This is a genomic window from Gimesia chilikensis (assembly GCF_007744075.1).
GTDB classification, from domain to species: Bacteria; Planctomycetota; Planctomycetia; order Planctomycetales; family Planctomycetaceae; genus Gimesia; species Gimesia chilikensis_A.
Window position 1 is genome coordinate 2,303,407 of record NZ_CP036266.1, and the last position, 17,851, is coordinate 2,321,257.

The 17,851-nt window shown below is 57.4% G+C and carries 9 protein-coding genes; 1 reads left to right on the forward strand and 8 read right to left on the reverse strand.

The window, feature by feature from the left end; all coding sequences use genetic code 11:
* Positions 1–241: 241 nt before the first annotated feature.
* From HG66A1_RS08830 to HG66A1_RS08855, 6 genes are all read right to left on the reverse strand, one after another.
* The gene (locus HG66A1_RS08830) at positions 242–1,621 is read right to left on the reverse strand and encodes a DUF1501 domain-containing protein (RefSeq protein WP_145182258.1); all 1,380 of its coding nucleotides are present in this window, start codon (positions 1,619–1,621) and stop codon (positions 242–244) included.
* A 47-nt stretch (positions 1,622–1,668) separates the two neighbouring features.
* The gene (locus HG66A1_RS08835) at positions 1,669–4,179 is read right to left on the reverse strand and encodes a DUF1549 and DUF1553 domain-containing protein (RefSeq protein WP_145182260.1); all 2,511 of its coding nucleotides are present in this window, start codon (positions 4,177–4,179) and stop codon (positions 1,669–1,671) included.
* A gap of 75 nt (positions 4,180–4,254) precedes the next feature.
* Positions 4,255–6,411 carry a PPC domain-containing protein gene (locus tag HG66A1_RS08840; RefSeq protein WP_145182263.1) on the reverse strand — a complete coding sequence of 719 codons (2,157 nt, stop codon included), beginning with the start codon at positions 6,409–6,411 and terminating at the stop codon, positions 4,255–4,257.
* Between the two features lie 58 nt (positions 6,412–6,469).
* Complete coding sequence (locus HG66A1_RS08845) at positions 6,470–7,954, reverse strand: DUF1501 domain-containing protein (protein ID WP_145182266.1); 1,485 nt, start codon at positions 7,952–7,954, stop codon at positions 6,470–6,472.
* Positions 7,955–7,998: 44 nt separating this feature from the next.
* Positions 7,999–11,361: a DUF1553 domain-containing protein gene (locus HG66A1_RS08850; RefSeq protein WP_145182268.1), complete on the reverse strand. Its 3,363-nt coding sequence runs from the start codon at positions 11,359–11,361 to the stop codon at positions 7,999–8,001.
* 147 nt (positions 11,362–11,508) lie between these two features.
* A complete protein-coding gene (locus HG66A1_RS08855) occupies positions 11,509–14,511 on the reverse strand; it encodes a PVC-type heme-binding CxxCH protein (RefSeq protein WP_145182271.1) in 3,003 nt (1,000 codons plus the stop codon).
* A 232-nt stretch (positions 14,512–14,743) separates the two neighbouring features.
* Here HG66A1_RS08855 and HG66A1_RS08860 point away from each other — a divergent pair, with 232 nt between their 5' ends.
* Positions 14,744–15,196 (forward strand): hypothetical protein, encoded by a 453-nt coding sequence (locus tag HG66A1_RS08860; protein WP_145182274.1) that lies wholly within the window; start codon positions 14,744–14,746, stop codon positions 15,194–15,196.
* A 5-nt stretch (positions 15,197–15,201) separates the two neighbouring features.
* Here HG66A1_RS08860 and HG66A1_RS08865 read toward each other — a convergent pair whose 3' ends face one another.
* Positions 15,202–16,026, reverse strand: a complete 825-nt coding sequence (locus HG66A1_RS08865; RefSeq protein WP_145182277.1) for a class II glutamine amidotransferase — start codon at positions 16,024–16,026, stop codon at positions 15,202–15,204.
* 23 nt (positions 16,027–16,049) lie between these two features.
* On the reverse strand, positions 16,050–17,402 hold the full coding sequence (locus tag HG66A1_RS08870) for an APC family permease (RefSeq protein WP_315851642.1): 1,353 nt from the start codon (positions 17,400–17,402) through the stop codon (positions 16,050–16,052).
* Positions 17,403–17,851: the final 449 nt, after the last annotated feature.

Genomic DNA, 17,851 nt, shown 5'->3' on the forward strand with positions numbered 1-17,851 from the left:
TAGATCAGATCTTTATCCAGTTAAATTTTAGATAATTTAGAAATTGCGAAAACTGGACCATTCAAGAGGTTTAGAGCTTGTGCTGCAGCCGGGCAGGGAGTAGGACGCACAGCAGAGACCTGTTCATCAGGATTTCTCCTGTTGTGGTCAGGGATTCAGAGGAGATGAGTGGACAATCTCACAATTGTCCCGGGAATCTGGGAGAGGCGTCGCGGATATGCTACGGAGTGATTAAGTCGCTTTAGAGCAGCTCAGGAATCGGTTTGCCGTCAGTCAGGATCGGGATTGGGCGGCCGGTATTGTCGTAGTAGGCCTGGTGCGTATCGATGCCGAACTTTTGATAAATCGTTGCCAGTAGATCATTACTGTTCATGACGCGATCGACGGGATGTTCCCCTTTGGCATTGGTCGCACCGATTGCCTGGCCCATTTTGAGTCCTCCCCCGGCCAGGAAGATACTCATAGCCCGGCACCAGTGGTCGCGACCGGGGCGTTTGCTTTTGTCCTGATTTCGGACCAGCGGGGTGCGGCCGAATTCACCGCAGAAGATGAACAGGACATTCTGATCCAGTCCCCGGCGCTGCAGGTCATTGATCAGGGCGGGAACCGCCTGGTCGAAGACGGGCATGCGTTCCCGGTATGCCTGGAAGATGTCGGCGTTGACAGAATGATCGTCCCAATTACTGGTGCGGCCCGCTTTTTTGGAGAGTCGGAAGCTGGCCTGCAACTGGACCAGCCTGACGCCCGATTCCACCAGCCGACGGGCCAGCAGTAAGCCCTGTCCCCAGGTGGTCCGCCCGTATTCGTCGCGAAGCGCCTCCGGTTCAGCCGAGAGGTCAAAGGCTTTGCTCGTCCGGTCACTGGTCAGCATGGCCAGCGCCCGATTGTTGAACTTGTCCAGCGCGGACATCGAACCGCTCTTATCCAGTTCACGGCGGAACGTATCGAACTGGCTCAGCAACTGATTACGTTTTTTAAGAGCTGCTGCAGCGGAATCGTTGACGGAAAGATTGTCAACTGAGAATTTCGAACTGTTGGGATCACCGCTGAACATGAACGGACTGTAAGCCGGTCCCAGGTAAGCCGGACCTCCGCCGTAAAATTTGGTGTTGGCGATAAACAGGGGAATGTCGCGGACCTGGTGTTCGAGCTGGCTGGCGACGACCGATCCCATTTCGGGATACTCCGCATCACCGGGATTGGCCGCGGTCGGTGTATAGCCTGAGAGAAATCGACAGGTGCCGCCCGAGTGTTCATTCCGGTTGTGGTGCAGACTGCGGACGATCGAAAACTTGTCCGCCATTTGGGCCAGGTTCGGCAGCAGCTGACAGATCTCCATGCCGGGGACGTTGGTTTTGATCGGACTGAATTCCCCCCGGTATTCTGAGGGGGCCAGCGGTTTCATGTCGAAGGTATCGATATGGCTGGGGCCGCCGTTGGCCCAGAGCAGGATGACGGAAAAATCCTTGTTGAGCCCGGCTGGACTCTGTTCTCCCGCCAGCAGACGCGTCAGGTTGGGATCAAAGCCGCCAGAGAGCGCGCCCAGACCGAGTCCGCCAATTTTCAGAAATTCCCGCCGACCCACAGGGCCGGGACAAGGCTGCATCGGTTTGCTGTTCATGGTTCTATCCACAGTTCAAATTGAAGCGTGTCGTGTTGTCTCGTGAGTTAATGGACAAACAGAAATTCTTTGGTGTTGACCAGCGTCCAGATCAGATTGCCGAAGGCGGTCTTCTGATCTTTTTCGCTGGCGATATATTTCAGCGCGTTTTTAGTCTCCTGCGGTGTCGGTTCGCGGGAGAGGGTCTTCAGGAACAGTGCCCGAACTTTGCGTTCTGCCTCGCGTTTGTCTTTCGCCAGGTCGACCGCGTAGGGCCCCGTCGCTTTGGAGAGCACGAAACCATTATTCATCACAAACAAGGATTGCGAGAGGCTCGGTTCCGAAACCCGTTCGCATTCGCAGGCACTTTCGCGTTTGGGGCGACCGAAGAGCGTCAGGAACTGATTGGAGTAATCTTCGTCGGGCAGTTGCAGGGCCCGCGTGGTTTTGGGGAGGCCGCTGAATCGTGTAGGCGAATCGGTAACATCGTCGATCGCGTCCAGCAGGACCTCAGCCGAGATTCGCTGCGGGTAAAAGCGGGCGTAGTTCTGCGTTTCTTCCAGGTTGATCTCGTTGGCGTGTGAGCTCAACTGGTAGGTGCTGCTCGTGCAGATCAGCTCCACGATATGCCGCATGTCATAGCCGGAGCGAGTGAATTCCTCCGCCAGTTCTGCCAGAAGCGGCTCGTTGGCGGCGGGATTGGTGACTCGCAGGTCATCGAGGGGATGCACCAGGCCGCGACCGAAGAAATGGGCCCACATCCGGTTCACGAAAGCCCGGGCAAAGTAGGGGTTATCTGGTTGGGTCATCCAGTCAACCAGGTAGTGCCGGGGATCTTCGAAAGGCGGGATCTCCAGGTCCGGTCCTCCCAGTCCATGGGGTGGTACGACTTCTCCGGTGACAGGATGTTTGACCTGCCCGGTCTGTTTGACGGAGATCATTTCGTTGGCTCGTCGCTCGGCGACGCCTGTGCCACCGGTCCGATTGACCCGGCTGAAGAAAGCCGCCAGCCCGTAGTAATCCTGCTGACTATATTTCTCGAACGGATGATGATGGCAGCGGGCACAGCCGATCCGCAGACCGAGAAAGACCTGGGCCATGTCATCCACGTACCGATCCAGGTAACGGACTTCCGCATACCACTGGGCCGGGGGATTGACTGAAACATCCCCGGTCGCCGTCAATACGCCGCGCACCATTTCATCGTAGGGGACATTAGCGGCGATCTTGTTTCGCAGCCAGCGGTGAAAGGCGATTGTCCCGGGTTGACGCGGTTTCTGGCCCCGGCGTTTGTTCCGTAAAAGGTCGGACCATTTCTGGGCGAAGTGATCGGCGTAGTCCCCGGATCGGACCAGCCGTGCGATCAGCTTATTGCGTTTATCGGGATCAGTGCTGTTCGCATAGGACTCGACCTCATCGGGAGTCGGGATGCGTCCAGCAATCTGCAGCGACGCCCTGCGGATAAATGTCGCGTCATCGGCCAGAGGGGAAGGGGGCACCTGCAGCACTTTGAGCTTGCGCTGGATATGTTCGTCAATGAAGTTCGCTATCGGAAAGTCGGGCCAGGACTCTGGTTGCTCAGTCGAGGGGACCAGGATTTTCGCGACGGAGACTTCACCCTGGTAGAGTGCCAGTACCGAGGTTTCGCCGGTCCGTTCCAGTGAGGTGACCAGGCCTCGTTCATCGACGGTGCCGACGGACGTATCATTGGAGCGGAATTCCACCAGCGGCGTGACATCGCGTCTGGAGCCATCCGAATAATGCGCGGTGCCGGTCAGTTGTTGTTGTTCATTGTGTCCCAGCGATTCGAATTCAGGTTCTACGGTCAGCTTGACCAGCTCGGGGGCATCTGCCGGACCGTGTGGGGTATTGGCTTCAATCCAACGGACCAGGCGGGCATATTCCGGGCTGCTTTCTTCGAGTCGCTTCCCGCCCCCGTGCGGGATTTTCATAGTGGCTTTGCGAAGCAGCAGCGAATCTTCAGGGGAAGCGGGAAAAATCCGCCGACCGCGGATATCACGGGTGACCCATTCGTAATCCTGTTCAGGCTGGAAGCCGAACAGCGAGAGCTGGAATCCACCGCGTCCACCAGATTTACCGTGACAGCCGCCGCCGTTACAACCCTGGCGAGTCAGGATGGGAGCGATATCGTTGGTGAAATCGAGCGGGAGATAGGTTTCCCCCTCTTCAACCTCGATGGGAATGGATTTCGTGTGAGAACCCCATTTGATCTGGAGCTCCGTTTTCCCAGTAGCCCGGGGAGTGAGTACCCCGGCGGCATCGATGGTCGCCAGCTGAGGATCTTTGAAATGGAAGCGGACCGCACGGGTCAGGTCGTGTGTGGTCTCTGCTGCGGTGATGCCTGTGACCAGCAGTTGCTGGCGACTGTCGCGTCCCCGCAGGTGGATGCGTTCCGGCCAGACTTTCATCCGGACAGTGGCTTCGGGAGTGATTTTGACCGGTTTGAATTCCGTTTCCGCAGACAGCAGCATAGGACTGCAACAACAGATCGTGAGCAGGAACGCACCCAGGCTACTGATAACTCTGGTTCCGGTTATATTTGCTTTGAATAATTTCATCGTATCTCAGATTCTAATTCATCGAGTATCACAGGCAAATGCCGATCGGCAGGACTGTGTATACGAGTCTGATGACTATTTCTGCTTTGGTTTTTTCGGGTTCTGTTCTGGTTCCACTTTGAGTGTGATGACGTTGGTCACAATCGAGACGGGAACCGGTTTTGCTTTTTTCTGTTTCTGATCTGCTGCAGGTGAGAACTCCACTTTGGTGGTGGCGGACAGCCAGAGAAGATACTCTCCCGGCTGCAGTTTATCTGACAGGATGGCTGTCAGTTCACTCTTGGTTTGAGTGGGGGGGATCGATTTCGTGGGCTTGAATAAGGGGACGCTCTTCTGTTTGGCATCGACCATTACCGTATGCCACTTCAATTCGATGGGCGATGAAATCGATGAATCACCGGTTTCCAACTTCGCTACCAGTTCCAGTTTACCACCCACGGTCAGCGGTTGTTGTGGTGGTGAGATCGTCAACACAACAGGGGCTGGTTCAGCGATACCTGCTGCGAGTGTGTTTACTTGTGTGAAGTTGCCGGCATCAGTGACAGTCATAGGCTGGACTTTGCGGATCAGCTGCTGATCCTCGGACGTTGCCTGGAGTTTCAGGTTGAGAATATCTGGTTTCAGACTGCGGTCCGTCTGAATCGAAAGCACTGCTGCTGACTGGTGTTTGGGGATGATGACATCGTCGGCAGTCAGCCCCTCGGGGAGATCGACGGCGTGAATGTGGACGGGTTTGTCAAACCCATGCTGTCGGTCAACGTAGAGCGCGACGTGCGTGTGTCCCCCCGGATGTAACGTGGTTCCGTGTTTCCGCTCCAACTCACCCGGGTAAGCGAAGACGCGAAAGTCCGGCACTCTGTTTGTGATACGCACCCGGTACTGTCGCTCAAAGCCGCCCAAGCTCACGCCATACAGGTCACGTACCAGCAGATAGAACGTGCCCGACTGGGGAGCCTTCCAGGTTCCTTCCGGATCCAGAGAAGCAGCCGAGACAGGAGTGGCGTCACCTTTGGCCTGTTTCTGATCTGAGAGATTCAGGAGCAGCTTGCCTTTGTCGTCGAAGAGGGAAAGTTCGAGATCCATGCGTTGTCCCAGCCGTTCACCAAAAGCGGCGAGACTTAACTGTTGTCCCTTCTCAGCGGTGAACCGGTACCAGTCCAGATCGCGCGGTTGGGGAAACTGGCCGGCGATGTCACAGGGAATCTTGATCTCTTGTGCCGTTGTCTGCGAGTGATTCTCCGGATCCTGATCGACGACGATCGGTGTGTCGGTAGTCATCAGCCTCACGGATCCTGCTGTGTGGGGAAGTTGCAACCACAGACCTTGCGAGAGGGGACTTGTGGCAGCGAATGAAACTGACTGTGTTGCATCCGTGTCTGTAGCTGGATCAACAGAGATGGTTTTCTGCTGCAGGAGTTGTGTGGAATCCTCTGCCACGCCGGGCAGGTCGAGTCCTTGAATGCGGAGCTGGCTCGGTTTACTGGCGGGGATCAGTGCGGGAAACGCGGCCAGCAGGCGTGGTCCGGTGTTGACCGAAAGATGGTAGGCACTGTTCGCATCACTGCGGTAAGCGCGTTCGAAGACCTTGATGCGGTAGGTGCCTGTCTCGGGCAGTTTCAGATGTAGAGCTGGTTCCAGTTCTGCTGCGGAAGCGAACGCGATCTCTTCTCCGCTGGGGGCACTGAGTGTGAACAGCGGTTCGGCTGAGCCTCCCAGCGATCGGGAACGGCAGCGAATCGTGATGGTTTGACCTGCAGTGTCGGGGAAGGCGTACCAGTCGATGTCTCCAGTGTGATCGAAACGAGCGTCGACTCCCCCTGGTATTTTCAACGTCTCAGCGGAATCCGGGGTGTCGGCCTGTTCGTCTGCGGTGATCGTGGGCCAGGCGGTGATCTGCACGACGTGAGGCTGGCTCAGTCCCTGGCTGGTCAAGACGCGGAGGTCGTAATCGCCGGGCGGTGTTTCTGCGGGAACGGTGATCTGCAGACTCTGGTCGTTGATGACTTTGATCGAGACGCCGGGGGCAGTCAGTTGGGCGAGACGGATGTCTGTGAGCTGCTTGCCCTTCAGCTTGATGTTCGTGGAGGCACCGGCGGGGCAGCTGAGAGGAAAGACGCCCACCAGGTTCGGAGGCGCGGCACTGACAGTCAGCGGGACGCACGCCAGCCAGAACAGGGCGGTTCCGCTGAGCAGGATTCTGCTGACCGATTGTCGCAGGTTGGTTTGTAACATGGTAAACGCGGAGCTATCTATAAAAATCAGGCAGGAAAAATATGTATTCAGGTTTCGCTTAAGCGATGATCTCTTTGATCGGTTCGCCGAAGTCGATTTCGAGGCGTTTGTGGCCGGGGACTTCCAGGCTGTGGTGATTGAGTCCCAGCTGATGCAGGATGGTGGCGTGCAGGTCGGTCACGTAATGTCGGTGTTCGACCGCGTGGAAGCCGATTTCGTCGGTGGCGCCGTGTGTGACACCTTGTTTGATGCCACCGCCGGCCATCCAGATCGAGAAGCCGTAGGGATGATGATCGCGTCCGTCTGACCGTTCGGAGCCGGGGGTGCGACCGAACTCGGTGGCCCAGACGACCAGGGTTTCATCGAGCAGACCCCGCTGCTTGAGGTCTTTGAGCAGGCCGGCGATCGGTTTGTCGACCTGGCCGATCCGCTGGCTGTGGTTCTGCTTGAGTTTGGAATGTGCGTCCCAGCCACCATCATAGATCTGCACAAAGCGGACCCCCCGTTCCACCAGTCGGCGGGCAATCAAGGACTGCTGGCCGACGCGTTGGGTTTCTTTATTATCGAGGCCATACAGGTTCTGGGTGGCGGGGGTTTCCTCGCTGATGTTGACGACTTCGGGGACGGCCATCTGCATGCGGAAGGCGAGTTCATAGGATTTGATCCGGGCCCGCATTTCGGCATCGTCGGGATAAGCGGCGCCGGCGAGCGTATTCAGTTCGCTTAAGAGTTCCAGCTGACCGCGGCGTTCTTCGCGGGAAACTTTGCTGCCCGGAGTGCCGAAGGGGAGTGGATTGCTCGGATTGACGGACATCTTCACCCCGGAATGTTCCGGGCCCAGGTAGCTGCCATCATGGGCGCCGGTTCCGCCGCAACAGTCGCCGGGGGGCGTGCCCATCACCACGAACTGAGGCAGATTGTCATTCAGTGATCCCAGCCCGTAGTGCACCCACGAGCCGATTGAAGGGAAGAAGCCGTCAAAGATGTGGCGGCCCGTGTGAAACTGGAGCTGAGCCGCGTGATCATTGTCGGTGGTCCACATTGAACGGACGACGGCCAGATCATCGGCGCAGCTTCCGACATGCTCCCACCAGTCGCTGATTTCAATGCCACTCTCACCCCGTTTGCGATAGCCGACCTGGAGGGGATAGAGCTGAGCCATCAGCTTGCGGGGCTTGCCGCCGAAGTCGCGCACGTTTTTGCGATAGTAGGGGGAGTTGGTGACCAGGTCGTTGTATTCAGTATCGCCGATCGTCTTGCCTGCATGCTTGTTGAGGGCGGGCTTGGGGTCGAAACTTTCCATGTGGCTTGTGCCGCCCAGCATGAAATACCAGATCACCGATTTGGCTTTGGGGGCGAAGTGCGGCTGTCCGTTGATGATGGCCGATTCTGCTGCCTGCACCGCGTTACCAGACGAACTTTCACGTTGCAACAGGTCCGCCAGGGCGATGCCCGTCAGTCCCAGGCTGGCGTTGTTCAGAAACGAACGTCGCGAGACACGGCCGCAGGAGTTGAACCAGTTAGAGGGTGTTTGGTCAGACATGGCTGAGTTCCTGAATGTGATTCGTTTCGCTGTGAGTTTCGGGATTAACGGACGGTGACAAAATCGTTATGGCTGTAGAGGACATGGACCAGGTTCTCGCGGGCCCGTTGTCTGGGATCGGCGGCAGGTGGACGTTTCGAAGTCCCTCCGCCGGGAAACTGCTGCTGCTCCTGCTGCTGGAGCAGACTGGTATGTCGCTCTAAAAAATTCGTGCAGGCGGTGATCTCTGCTGCCGTCGCGGGACGGGAGAGAATCTGTTTGAAGGCCGCCTGGATAAACGCGGCATCGGTTTTCGTTGTTTTATCGAGTTGTTCTGCCAGCAGGCGGGCCTGATCGAGTGACAGGGAGCTGTTGGTCAGGGCGAGTGCCTGCTGTGGCACGACGCTTACGAGCCGTTCGTAGCAGGCGTTCGGGTTGGCCAGATCGAAGAGCTCCAGGAATTCCATTTTTTCGTTGGGAGTGTTGCGGAAGTAGAGACTGCGGCGGTGAATGGTCTCTCCCTGCTTTTCATCGAGTTCCGGTCCGCCCCGGGTTTCATCGAGGGTCCCCGCGGTGGCGAGCAGGCTGTCGCGGACCATTTCTGCCTCCATGCGGCGGGAGTTCATCCGCCAGAGATAACGATTGTTGGGATCAGTGGCCCGGTTCGATTCAGATTCTCCGGGAGCCGAACTCATGCGGTAAGCAGTGGAGAGTACGATCTGGCGATGCAGGGGTTTCATCTGCCAGCCCTGTTCCATAAATGTGACCGCCAGCCAGTCGAGCAGTTCCGGATGCGTAGGCAGCCGTCCGTTCAAACCGAAGTTGGCGACGGAGGGAACCAGGGCCTGGTTGAAATGACGCAGCCAGATGTGATTCACGGCGACCCGTGCGGTACGCGGGTTCTGTTCATCGGCAATCCAGCGGGCCAGGGCCAGGCGGCGGCCGGTACTGGTGCGGGGGAACGTTTCTCCCAGTGGCGTGTATTTCGTGTCTTCTTTTTTAACGGCTGCCTGGGCTGTCTGCAGATTTTTCTCAGCAGCCGCGACTTTCTGTTCGGCCGCGGTCCGTTTTTTGTCGGGCTGGTCTCCTGTGGATGCGGGCAGAGTTGCCAGATCCCGCTGTGCCTGTTTGACCGCGAGAGACGCCTGAACGGCTGCGGCTTCCCGTTCACGGAGGCTGGCCGTTTTTGCGAGCGTTTCATAATCAGCGGCCTCTTTGATTTTCGCCTGTTCGGCGGCGATCCGTGCCCGAAGTGATTTCAGCTCGGCCTGTTGCAGTTGCACATTCAGTTCGGCGATCTCGCGTGCTGCCTGAGCGAGCGTGAGATCCTGCTGCAAATTGTCTTTCGAAGGGGCCGCGAAGGGGGAACGCCGGTCTTCTTTCACGGACTGGGCGAGTTGAAAGCCAGGGGCCAGCGGTTCGATCCGCAGCTCGTAAAATTCTGAGTGGGCCGAGTGATTCCAGAGGGCGAACTTACCGGCCTGGCGGGGGATGGGCATCGTGTAAGCCAGTTTCAGTTTGCCGTCGAGCCAGACGTTGAGCTGCTGGCCTTCCACGACAAAATCGAGAACGACCTCTTTGTTGAGTTCAATTTCACAGGGGAAGATGCCGGCCCGGGGATACGACTCGCGGCCTGCTGTGCGGTGGAAGGCCTGCACGGTCGGTTTGTTGTTGCTGATCGCGGTGTAGATCGCCTGGGCATCGCGGAGGTCGACGGCATCAAAGAAGAGACCGACCGAATGGATCTGACCCGGCTCCAGGGTTTTGTAACGCAGCCGCCCCTGGAAATTCAGTGGCAGATCAATCTGGGAAACCATGGTCCGAAAGGCGCCGGTATTGGTCTGTCGCAGACAGCCGTCGATGTACTCCCATTTGCCCGAGACGGTTTGCCAGAGATCGGGGTTCGGCTGCTGGAAACGTTCGTTGATGATCGCGGGACGCGCGTCGGTCTCTATCGCAGATCCCTGTTGCAGGTCGGCCAGTTGTTGCTCGACCTGCTGGATGGTGGTGTCGGACTTGTGCAGTGCTGCTTCTGCGGATTTGATTTCCTGCTCGGCCTGCTGCACTTTTTCTTTGAGGATATCAGGACGCAGCGCCGGGTAATAGCTGGCCAGGGGGAGTTCGACGGGCTTGATGGTTACCGGTTCTTTGGTGAGGTTTACCGGGACCGCGGGGGTGAGGGGATGTTCTTTGTCGGGCTGACGATCATCGCCGCGCTGGAAGAGATAGGTGGGCTGTTCCAGTTCCTTGTCATACACACGTGCGAGGCCGTCTTTAAGAACCATGCCCAGCGTGGCATCTTTTTCCTTGTCGACCGTGCCTGAGAGGGCATCGGTACGAACATTGTGTGGCTCGAAGAAAGCGCGGAAGCGATAGTATTCAACCTGATCCAGGGGATCGTATTTGTGATCGTGGCAGCGGGCGCATTTCATCGTCAGTCCCAGGAAGGCGACGGACGTGTGCTCGACGGTATCGAACATCCAGACGTTGCGGTCGAACTTGTACCAGTTGCGACCCAGGAAGCCGGTGGCCCGGACGACATCGGGATTGTCCGGTTCGAGTTCATCGCCGGCCAGCATCTCGACGATCATCCGGTCATAGGGCTTGTCAGCATTGACGGATTCGACGATCCAGTCGCGCCAGCGCCAGATGTGCCGCTGGCTGTAGCGGATCTCGTTGATTCCGCGGGAGCCGTACCAGTCGCTGTACCGCCAGACGTCCATCCAGTGCCGTCCCCAGCGTTCCCCGTAGCGGGGGCTGGCGAGCAGCTTGTCGACCGTTGCGATGTAGGCTTCTTCGGAAGGATCGGCGAGGAAAGCTTCCAGCTCTGCCGTCGTAGGGGGGAGGCCAGTGAGGTCGAGGTACAGACGTCGGAGCAGGACGGCCGGTTCTGCGGGAGGGCGGGGGACCAGATTGTGTTGTTCGTGATCCGCAGCGAGGAAGGCGTCGATTTCGTTACGCACCCAGGCTTTGTTTTTGACCTTGGGGACCGCTGGTTTGACCGGCGTCTGGTAAGACCAGAACTGTCGCGGATCCTGTTCGGGGACTTCATTTTCCGGAGCGGGGGCACCGGCGTTGATCCACTGGCGGAACAGGGCCAGTTCATCCAGGGTGAGCGGTTTGCCGGCTCCTTCAGGTGGCATCTTGAAGCCGGCGTCACCGGTCAGTACGCCCAGCAGCAGACTGTCATCCGCCTTGCCTGGTTCGAAGCCGGGACCGGAGTCGCCCCCTTTACGGAGGAACTCAGCGGTGTCGACGCGAAAGCTGGAATTCTGTTTTAAGGCACCGTGGCAAGACTGACATTTCGTGCGGAGCAATGGCTTGATCTGCTTGAGATAATCGACCGAATCCGCTGCAGAGAGGGGAGCGGTTCCACAGAGGCTCAGCGCCAGCAGTACAATGCAATCCGTGAGTCGGTTGGCAGTCATGTGGCGGGCTCCGAATGTGTCGGGGAAAATCGCAGGGGAAACTGATTTTCACGTAAGGCAGGCACAATATATTAAGAATCTTAATATAACAGAACCGTAGTGATGATTCAATATATTTAAATCTATCGATGCGTGTGCGCGGCGATTTCAGAGTTTTTTCGGAGGCGGTCCCTGCAGATAGGCGAACAGATCCTGCAGTTCCTGCTCGCTGAGCTGTTTGAGGATTTTTTCCGGCATCAGTGAGACGGGGGAATCGTGGATTTCTTCGATGTCGTCCCGTCGAATGGTGGTCAGTTCGTTTTTGTTGTTGGCGATGCGGATCTGTGCGGGTTCGTCTGATTTAATGATTCCGGTGATGACGCGTCCGTCGCGGGTAATGACGATCGAGGCCACATACTCTTTGCGGACGAATTGATTGGGATCAATGATGCTCTCCAGCAGATAATTTAAATCGCCCCGGTTGGCGGTGGTGAGGTCGGGGCCGAGCTTATTGCCGGTGCCGTGCAGCTGATGACAGGTGCCACATTGTTTCTGGAACAGCTGACTGCCGCGCTGCGCATTTCCTGGATGCTTCAACAGAAAACGGACGCGGCGGATCTCGGTGATCTTGTGCTGCGAATCCCTCTGGTTGATCTGTCCCCAGTGCTTCGCGGTGAGTTCGGTGATGGTTTTGTTCCCCAGGCTGTTGAGTGTTGTCAGTTCCTGCAGATCGAGATCGCCTGCCGGCAGCTTTCCCTCATCGACCTGTCTAAGAAACGCAAGGGCCCAGGGCTGACGGGTGAAGAGGACGCGACGGGCCTGAGTTCGTGAAGAAACATCGTAGTCGGGATACGATTTGAGCAGTGCCTGGCTGATGCGGTCATCGGCATAGCGGGACAGAACGAGCATGGCCTGCTGTCGGAGCGAAGCGGGTTGATCGGGTTGCAGCAGCGGGAGCAGGGGGGCGATGACTGTTTCGTTGCCGAACTGCTGCAGGAATTTGAGCATTGTGGTGCGCTGGGCTAGTGGCAGATCCTCATTGACGACAATTTCGAGTGCCTGCTGCAGGACGGCGGGATTGCCGAGTCGGGCGTTGAGTTGCATGAGCACGAGGTCTTCGGGATGGGCCTGCCATTGCGTGGAGAGTTGCTCCGCGAGTTTGCCTGGCACCTGGTCTGGTTTGAGCTGTCCCTGTCCTGAGAGTGCCAGACCGGCGTCGAGGGCCTGCAGCAGATCAGCCTGTTGTGACTCTGGAGCGGTCGCCAGCAGCCGTTGACAGACCTGGAGTGTGCGCGGTGTGGCAGCGGCAGCGTAGCGTTTCATCAGGCGTGGCTGAATGACCTGACTGACAAAGGGCTGCTGCCAGGCTGCGGATGTCACAAAACGTTGTTCGATTTCATCGATGGCGGAGAGGGCCTGTTTTTCAATGGCCCACCAGAGGAGTAACGGAATAAAGGGATCGGCCTGATCGAGGTTCCGGTTCAGAATGTGCGCTGCGATGGCCAGCGCGGGATCAGCGGGGAGCCGGGCGGCGGTGGAGGCGAGCTGGCTGCGGACCTGGGGACTGGCGTCGGTCCGAGCGAACTGGATCAAATGTTGGGCGATCTCGGGAGAAACGGTGCGTCGATCGCCCAGCAGCCGAATGGTCCAGCTGCGGACGGAGGTATCCTTATGTTGAAGCATGTGCACCGCGGTTGTTTCATCCAGTGCGTCGAGCGACGCGAGCGTCCAGAGCAGTTGCAGTGCCTGGTGGTCGCTGCGTTTTTCTGTCAGCAGACTTTTGAGCTTGTCTGGAACCTGAGGGTCTTTACGGGTGATCAGTTCGCGGCGGGCAGCGCGGACGTACCATTCATTGGGCTGCTGTAAAAGTTCGATCAGGCGTTCGCTGCTTAATTCATGGACCTGCAGTGTCGGTTCCAGTTTGCTGCCTTGGGGTTTGAGACGGTAGATGCGACCGTTACTGCGATCCCAGTCGGCGTCGGGATTGGGATGGGCAGTGCGTTTGTCGTGCCAGTCTGTGAAGTAGACTGCACCCGCGGGGCCGACGGTCAGATCGGTGGGAGCGAACCAGCTGTCGTTCGCCTGGACGAACGTGGCTCCGTGCTCAGTACGAAACGTGGTGCCGTCGGGGATCAGACTGTGATACTGGATTTCATGGCCCAGCAGATTGCCGCTGATGTACTTGCCGTGCAGTGCTTCGGGAAACAGGATCCCCTGATAGATGGTGCCTCCCACGGTAACGTGTCCGCCCTTGAAATTCTTATGAGGGGCATGATCGAAATAACCGAACGTATACGGATTCCGTAACGGGCCGTGCTTGGAGAACTGTTTCCAGTAGTAGCCTTCCTGGACGATGTGCAGCAGGACGAAGCCGCCCAGGTTGGTACTGGCCAGTAGATTGCCCTGACGATCGAAGTCGAGCCCCCACATGTTGCCGCCCCCTTCGGCGAAGAGCTCGAATACTTTCGTGCGGGGGTGATAGCGCCAGATGGCCTGCACGAATTTGACGCCGCGAATCCGGGCGGTGACGGTGCTCCCCTGGCAGCCGTAGAGCCAGCCGTCCGGTCCCCAGGTCAGTGAATTCGCGACGGCGCTCGCGTCATCCATACCGAAGCCTTTGAGCAGCACTTCGGGATTTCCATCAGGCTTGTCATCGCGGTTGCGGTCCGGGTAGAAGAGCAGGTAGGGCGCCTGCAATACGTAGACGCCGCCATTCCCGAGAGCAAACCCGGAGGCGAGATTCAGACCGTCTACAAAGTCGTGTGCCTGGTCGAAGCGTCCGTCGTGATCGGTGTCTTCCAGGATCGTCAGTCGGTCGGCGCCCCGAGGGCCATGTGGCGGAGGCTCGGGAACCCGGTCGTATTGAGAGCGGGTGTGTTGATCGACCTTGACCCGTTTCAGACCTGCGGGGTTGGGGTACTGCAGATACTGAATGACCCAGAGACGGCCCCGGTCGTCAAAGTCAATGGAGACCGGTTGTCTGACCAGTGGTTCAGAGGCGACCAGTTCCACTTCATATCCTGCCGCGACTGTCATCTGTTTCACCGCTTCTGAGGGCGCAAAGCCCTGGGCGAAGAGGCCGGCGGTGCTCAAACTGGCCAGCAAAACAGCGAACAAGCGGGGGCAAAGTCGGGTCGCGCAACGGGATCTCTCTGGAAGCAGCTGATGCATCTCTGAGTCTCCAGAAATGATAAGGACTGGTCACAAGATCGCTTTGTGGTGTTACTTATCCTGCACAATGCAGCACGGCATTACAAGAGCGGAGCTCAAACGAAGAACAGAAGATCATGGATGTGCCTGCTGCGGAGGCTGTTTTTTGCGTGGAAATTCTGATTTCGGGGGTCGGCAATTCACTAGCTGGGACTAAAGTAGAACATCTACAATTGTTCCGGGGAGAAAAACCGTGTTGAAGATTCTGTTTCTGCTGCAACTGGTATCGACGTTTTACATGGTGGGCCTGATCTGGTTCGTGCAGGTGGCCCATTACCCTGTGTTTGCGCTCGTGGGGCAGAATGAATTCATCACTTTCCAGACAGCGCATCAGCTGCGGACCACGCTGGTGGTGGGACCGATGATGCTGATTGAAGCCTTCAGCACGATTGCCCTGGTTTACTGGGCACCCGCCGGTTTCACTCCGCTGGAGGCCTGGAGCGGAGTCGGGCTACTTTTCGTGGTCTGGTTCTCGACCGCCCTGCTGCAGGTCCCCCGGCATCATAAGCTCATTCAGGGTTACGACAGTCACCAGATCCGACTGCTGGTTGCGACGAACTGGGTACGCACGCTGGCCTGGACGGGACGCGGCATCTTGCTGGCCGGCTATCTGCTACGGGTGCTTCCGGGACAGATGGCCGGGTAGGTTCTTCAATCCGGCAGCATGGGTGAGAATGAACTCACCGTAGCAGAGCCCCCAGAGACAGTGAGCAGCGCCGACTCGGGGACCTCTTCCCAGTGACTGGTCAATTCGTCCAAAGGTTCGGAAACGACGATCGTGGCGTCGTCGGGCAGAGGCGCATAAGTTCCGTCGATCTCGTGCAGGGCATGTAGATGCGAACTGTGATAGAGCGTCCGCGACTGATGATTGCTGGAATAGCGGATCGCCCAGAGCTGTTCGCCATTCGTCGCGCAGGCACTGACGAACAGTGGAACTTCGATCCCCGCGGCTTTGCGGACCTGTTCCACATGACCGATCGCACGGGCCAGGGCGGCGGGGGGATCGTCTTTCAGGCCGAACGTCAGCGCGAGAAAGAACAGCGTTTCGGAATCGGTGGAACCTTCAATGAACGGGAACAGTTCAGGGTCGACATCGAACAGCAGTTGTCGCTTGAGCGAGCGGAACGCGGGGATTGAACCGTTGTGCTGAAAGAGCCAGTTATCGAAACTGAAGGGATGCGAGTTCGTATTCTGGACTGCGGTGCCGGTCGAGGCACGGACGTGTGCCATAAAGAGCCGCGAGCGGATGTGATCGGCCAGGTGGCGGAAGTTGGCGTCGTTCCAGGCGGGATGCGTATCGCGGTAGAGACCCGGTGTGGGATCGTCACCATACCAGCCGACCCCGAAGCCGTCGCCGTTGAGGGCTTCGACGTTTTGTGTCGCGTGCCGACTCTGGTCGATGAGTGAATGATTGGGGCGGGTGAGCAGGACACTCAGTTGCAGAGGCGATCCGGTGTAAGCCAGCCAGCGACACATGGGCGACGACTCCTATTCAGAGATCAGGAACGGTTAATGTGCTTTTTCTGATGCTTCTGTTGAAATTCTTCGTCGTTACGACAGCGGTACCAGCAGAAGAAAACTTCCAGGATCGCAATTGTAGCAAAAAAGCCGAGCAGCCAATAGAAGCGGGCCCCATCTTTACTCCAGAGATGGATCACCAGCAGTATGACCGTCGAGAGCATCAGTCCGATTCCGAGCAGAATCAGCCAGAGATTACTGTGGGTGGTGTCACGCAATTTGAAGTTGGCTGCTGAGACCGCGATGGAAACCAGCAGGAAGGTCAGACTGGAAAAGAGCGTGATGGTTTCCAGACTGCCCAGCAGCGTAAATCCGCCGGCGAGCAGCGACATGAAGACAATGGCGACCCAGGGGATGCGGGCGTGGGTGCGTTGGGCAAAGATCTCGGGCATGCGTCGTTCCTGTGCCATATCCGCCATCATACGTGAGGCTCCAAAGATCGTGGCATTCACTGCAGAAGAGGTCGCCAGCAGTGCGGCCAGATCAACCAGTACCGTGCCTGCGTGACCCAGTGCCGGGCGGGCGGCGACCGACATCGTGTATTCTTTCGCGGCTTCGATCTGGTCGGGTGTCAAATTTCCGACGGCGACAATCGCAACGCCAAAGTAAATGAATGAGGTGATTAGAATCGAACCGTAGATGCCACGGGGAATATTGGTGTCGGGTTTCTGGGATTCCAGAACCGCGTTGGTGATCAGCTGAAAGCCCTCAAAGGCAACAAAGATCATCGCACCGGCAATAAAGACTGAGGAGACTCCCTGTTCGAAGACTGGGAAAAGGTGATCCTGCTGAATGGAGAATGTGCCTGCGAGGGCGAACAGGCCCAGCAGCAGAACCTTGGTGAATACAATGATGACTTCCGTTTTTCCGCTGGACTGTACTCCCTTGATGTTGATCAGCAGGAAGAACAGCAGCACCCCAATCGAGAGCAGCATCCGTATGATCGTGGAGCCGGCGAAGCCGACCAGGTGGGAACCGTAGATGCCAAACGTGTAAGCATATAACGCGAGCGTCCCGATGTAACCCACAATCACCGTCCAGCCTGCGATGCCTGCGACATTGGGGTACGCGGAAAAGGCGCGGTCCAGATAGGTGAAGCTGGCACCATCACTTTGAAAACCGAGTGCCAGTTTGACGTATGAGTAGCCCGCGGCCAGGGCGACAAAGCTTCCGATCAGAAAGGCCAACGGAGCGGCGTGACCGGATATTTTGACCGCCATTCCCAGCACGGAGAAAATGCCTCCGCCAATCATGCCGCCGACCCCCATGGCCAGCAGCTCTGCCAGGTTCAGTTTTTGTTCGTCGACGTCAGTGGACTCTGTCTGCTGATTAATCGTGTTGCCTCCGGAATATCAGTGCGAATCGGCGACAGATGTCAAACACTCTGACGGAATCGATTCAGTGAATCAGGCGGGCAGCAGATCGGGTGAACTTCGAGGTTACCTGGCATTGAAAGCACGCGGCGTTGAAGTCGGCTTACTCAACTGAAATCTTAGTGAACCCTCAGCTGAAAACAAGTCGGTCGATGAAAAGCGAAGTCGTCCGGTGGAAAACTGCGGCGACTGTGGCTCCAGATGGATCGTTGAGGAAAGGATTACTGAAACACGCTGGTCAGTGGGGGATCAAGATGTTAATCTTTAAACAGGATCTGATTTAAGATCCTCGACTCCCCCATTCTGAGATTCAATCTATTCTAATCGGTGCAGGACATCGGGACGCACTGTCGACGATGGTCTTAGCTCACGTCTGGCAGACGCCTTTTCTGCGCCGGTTGTTTTTCGAA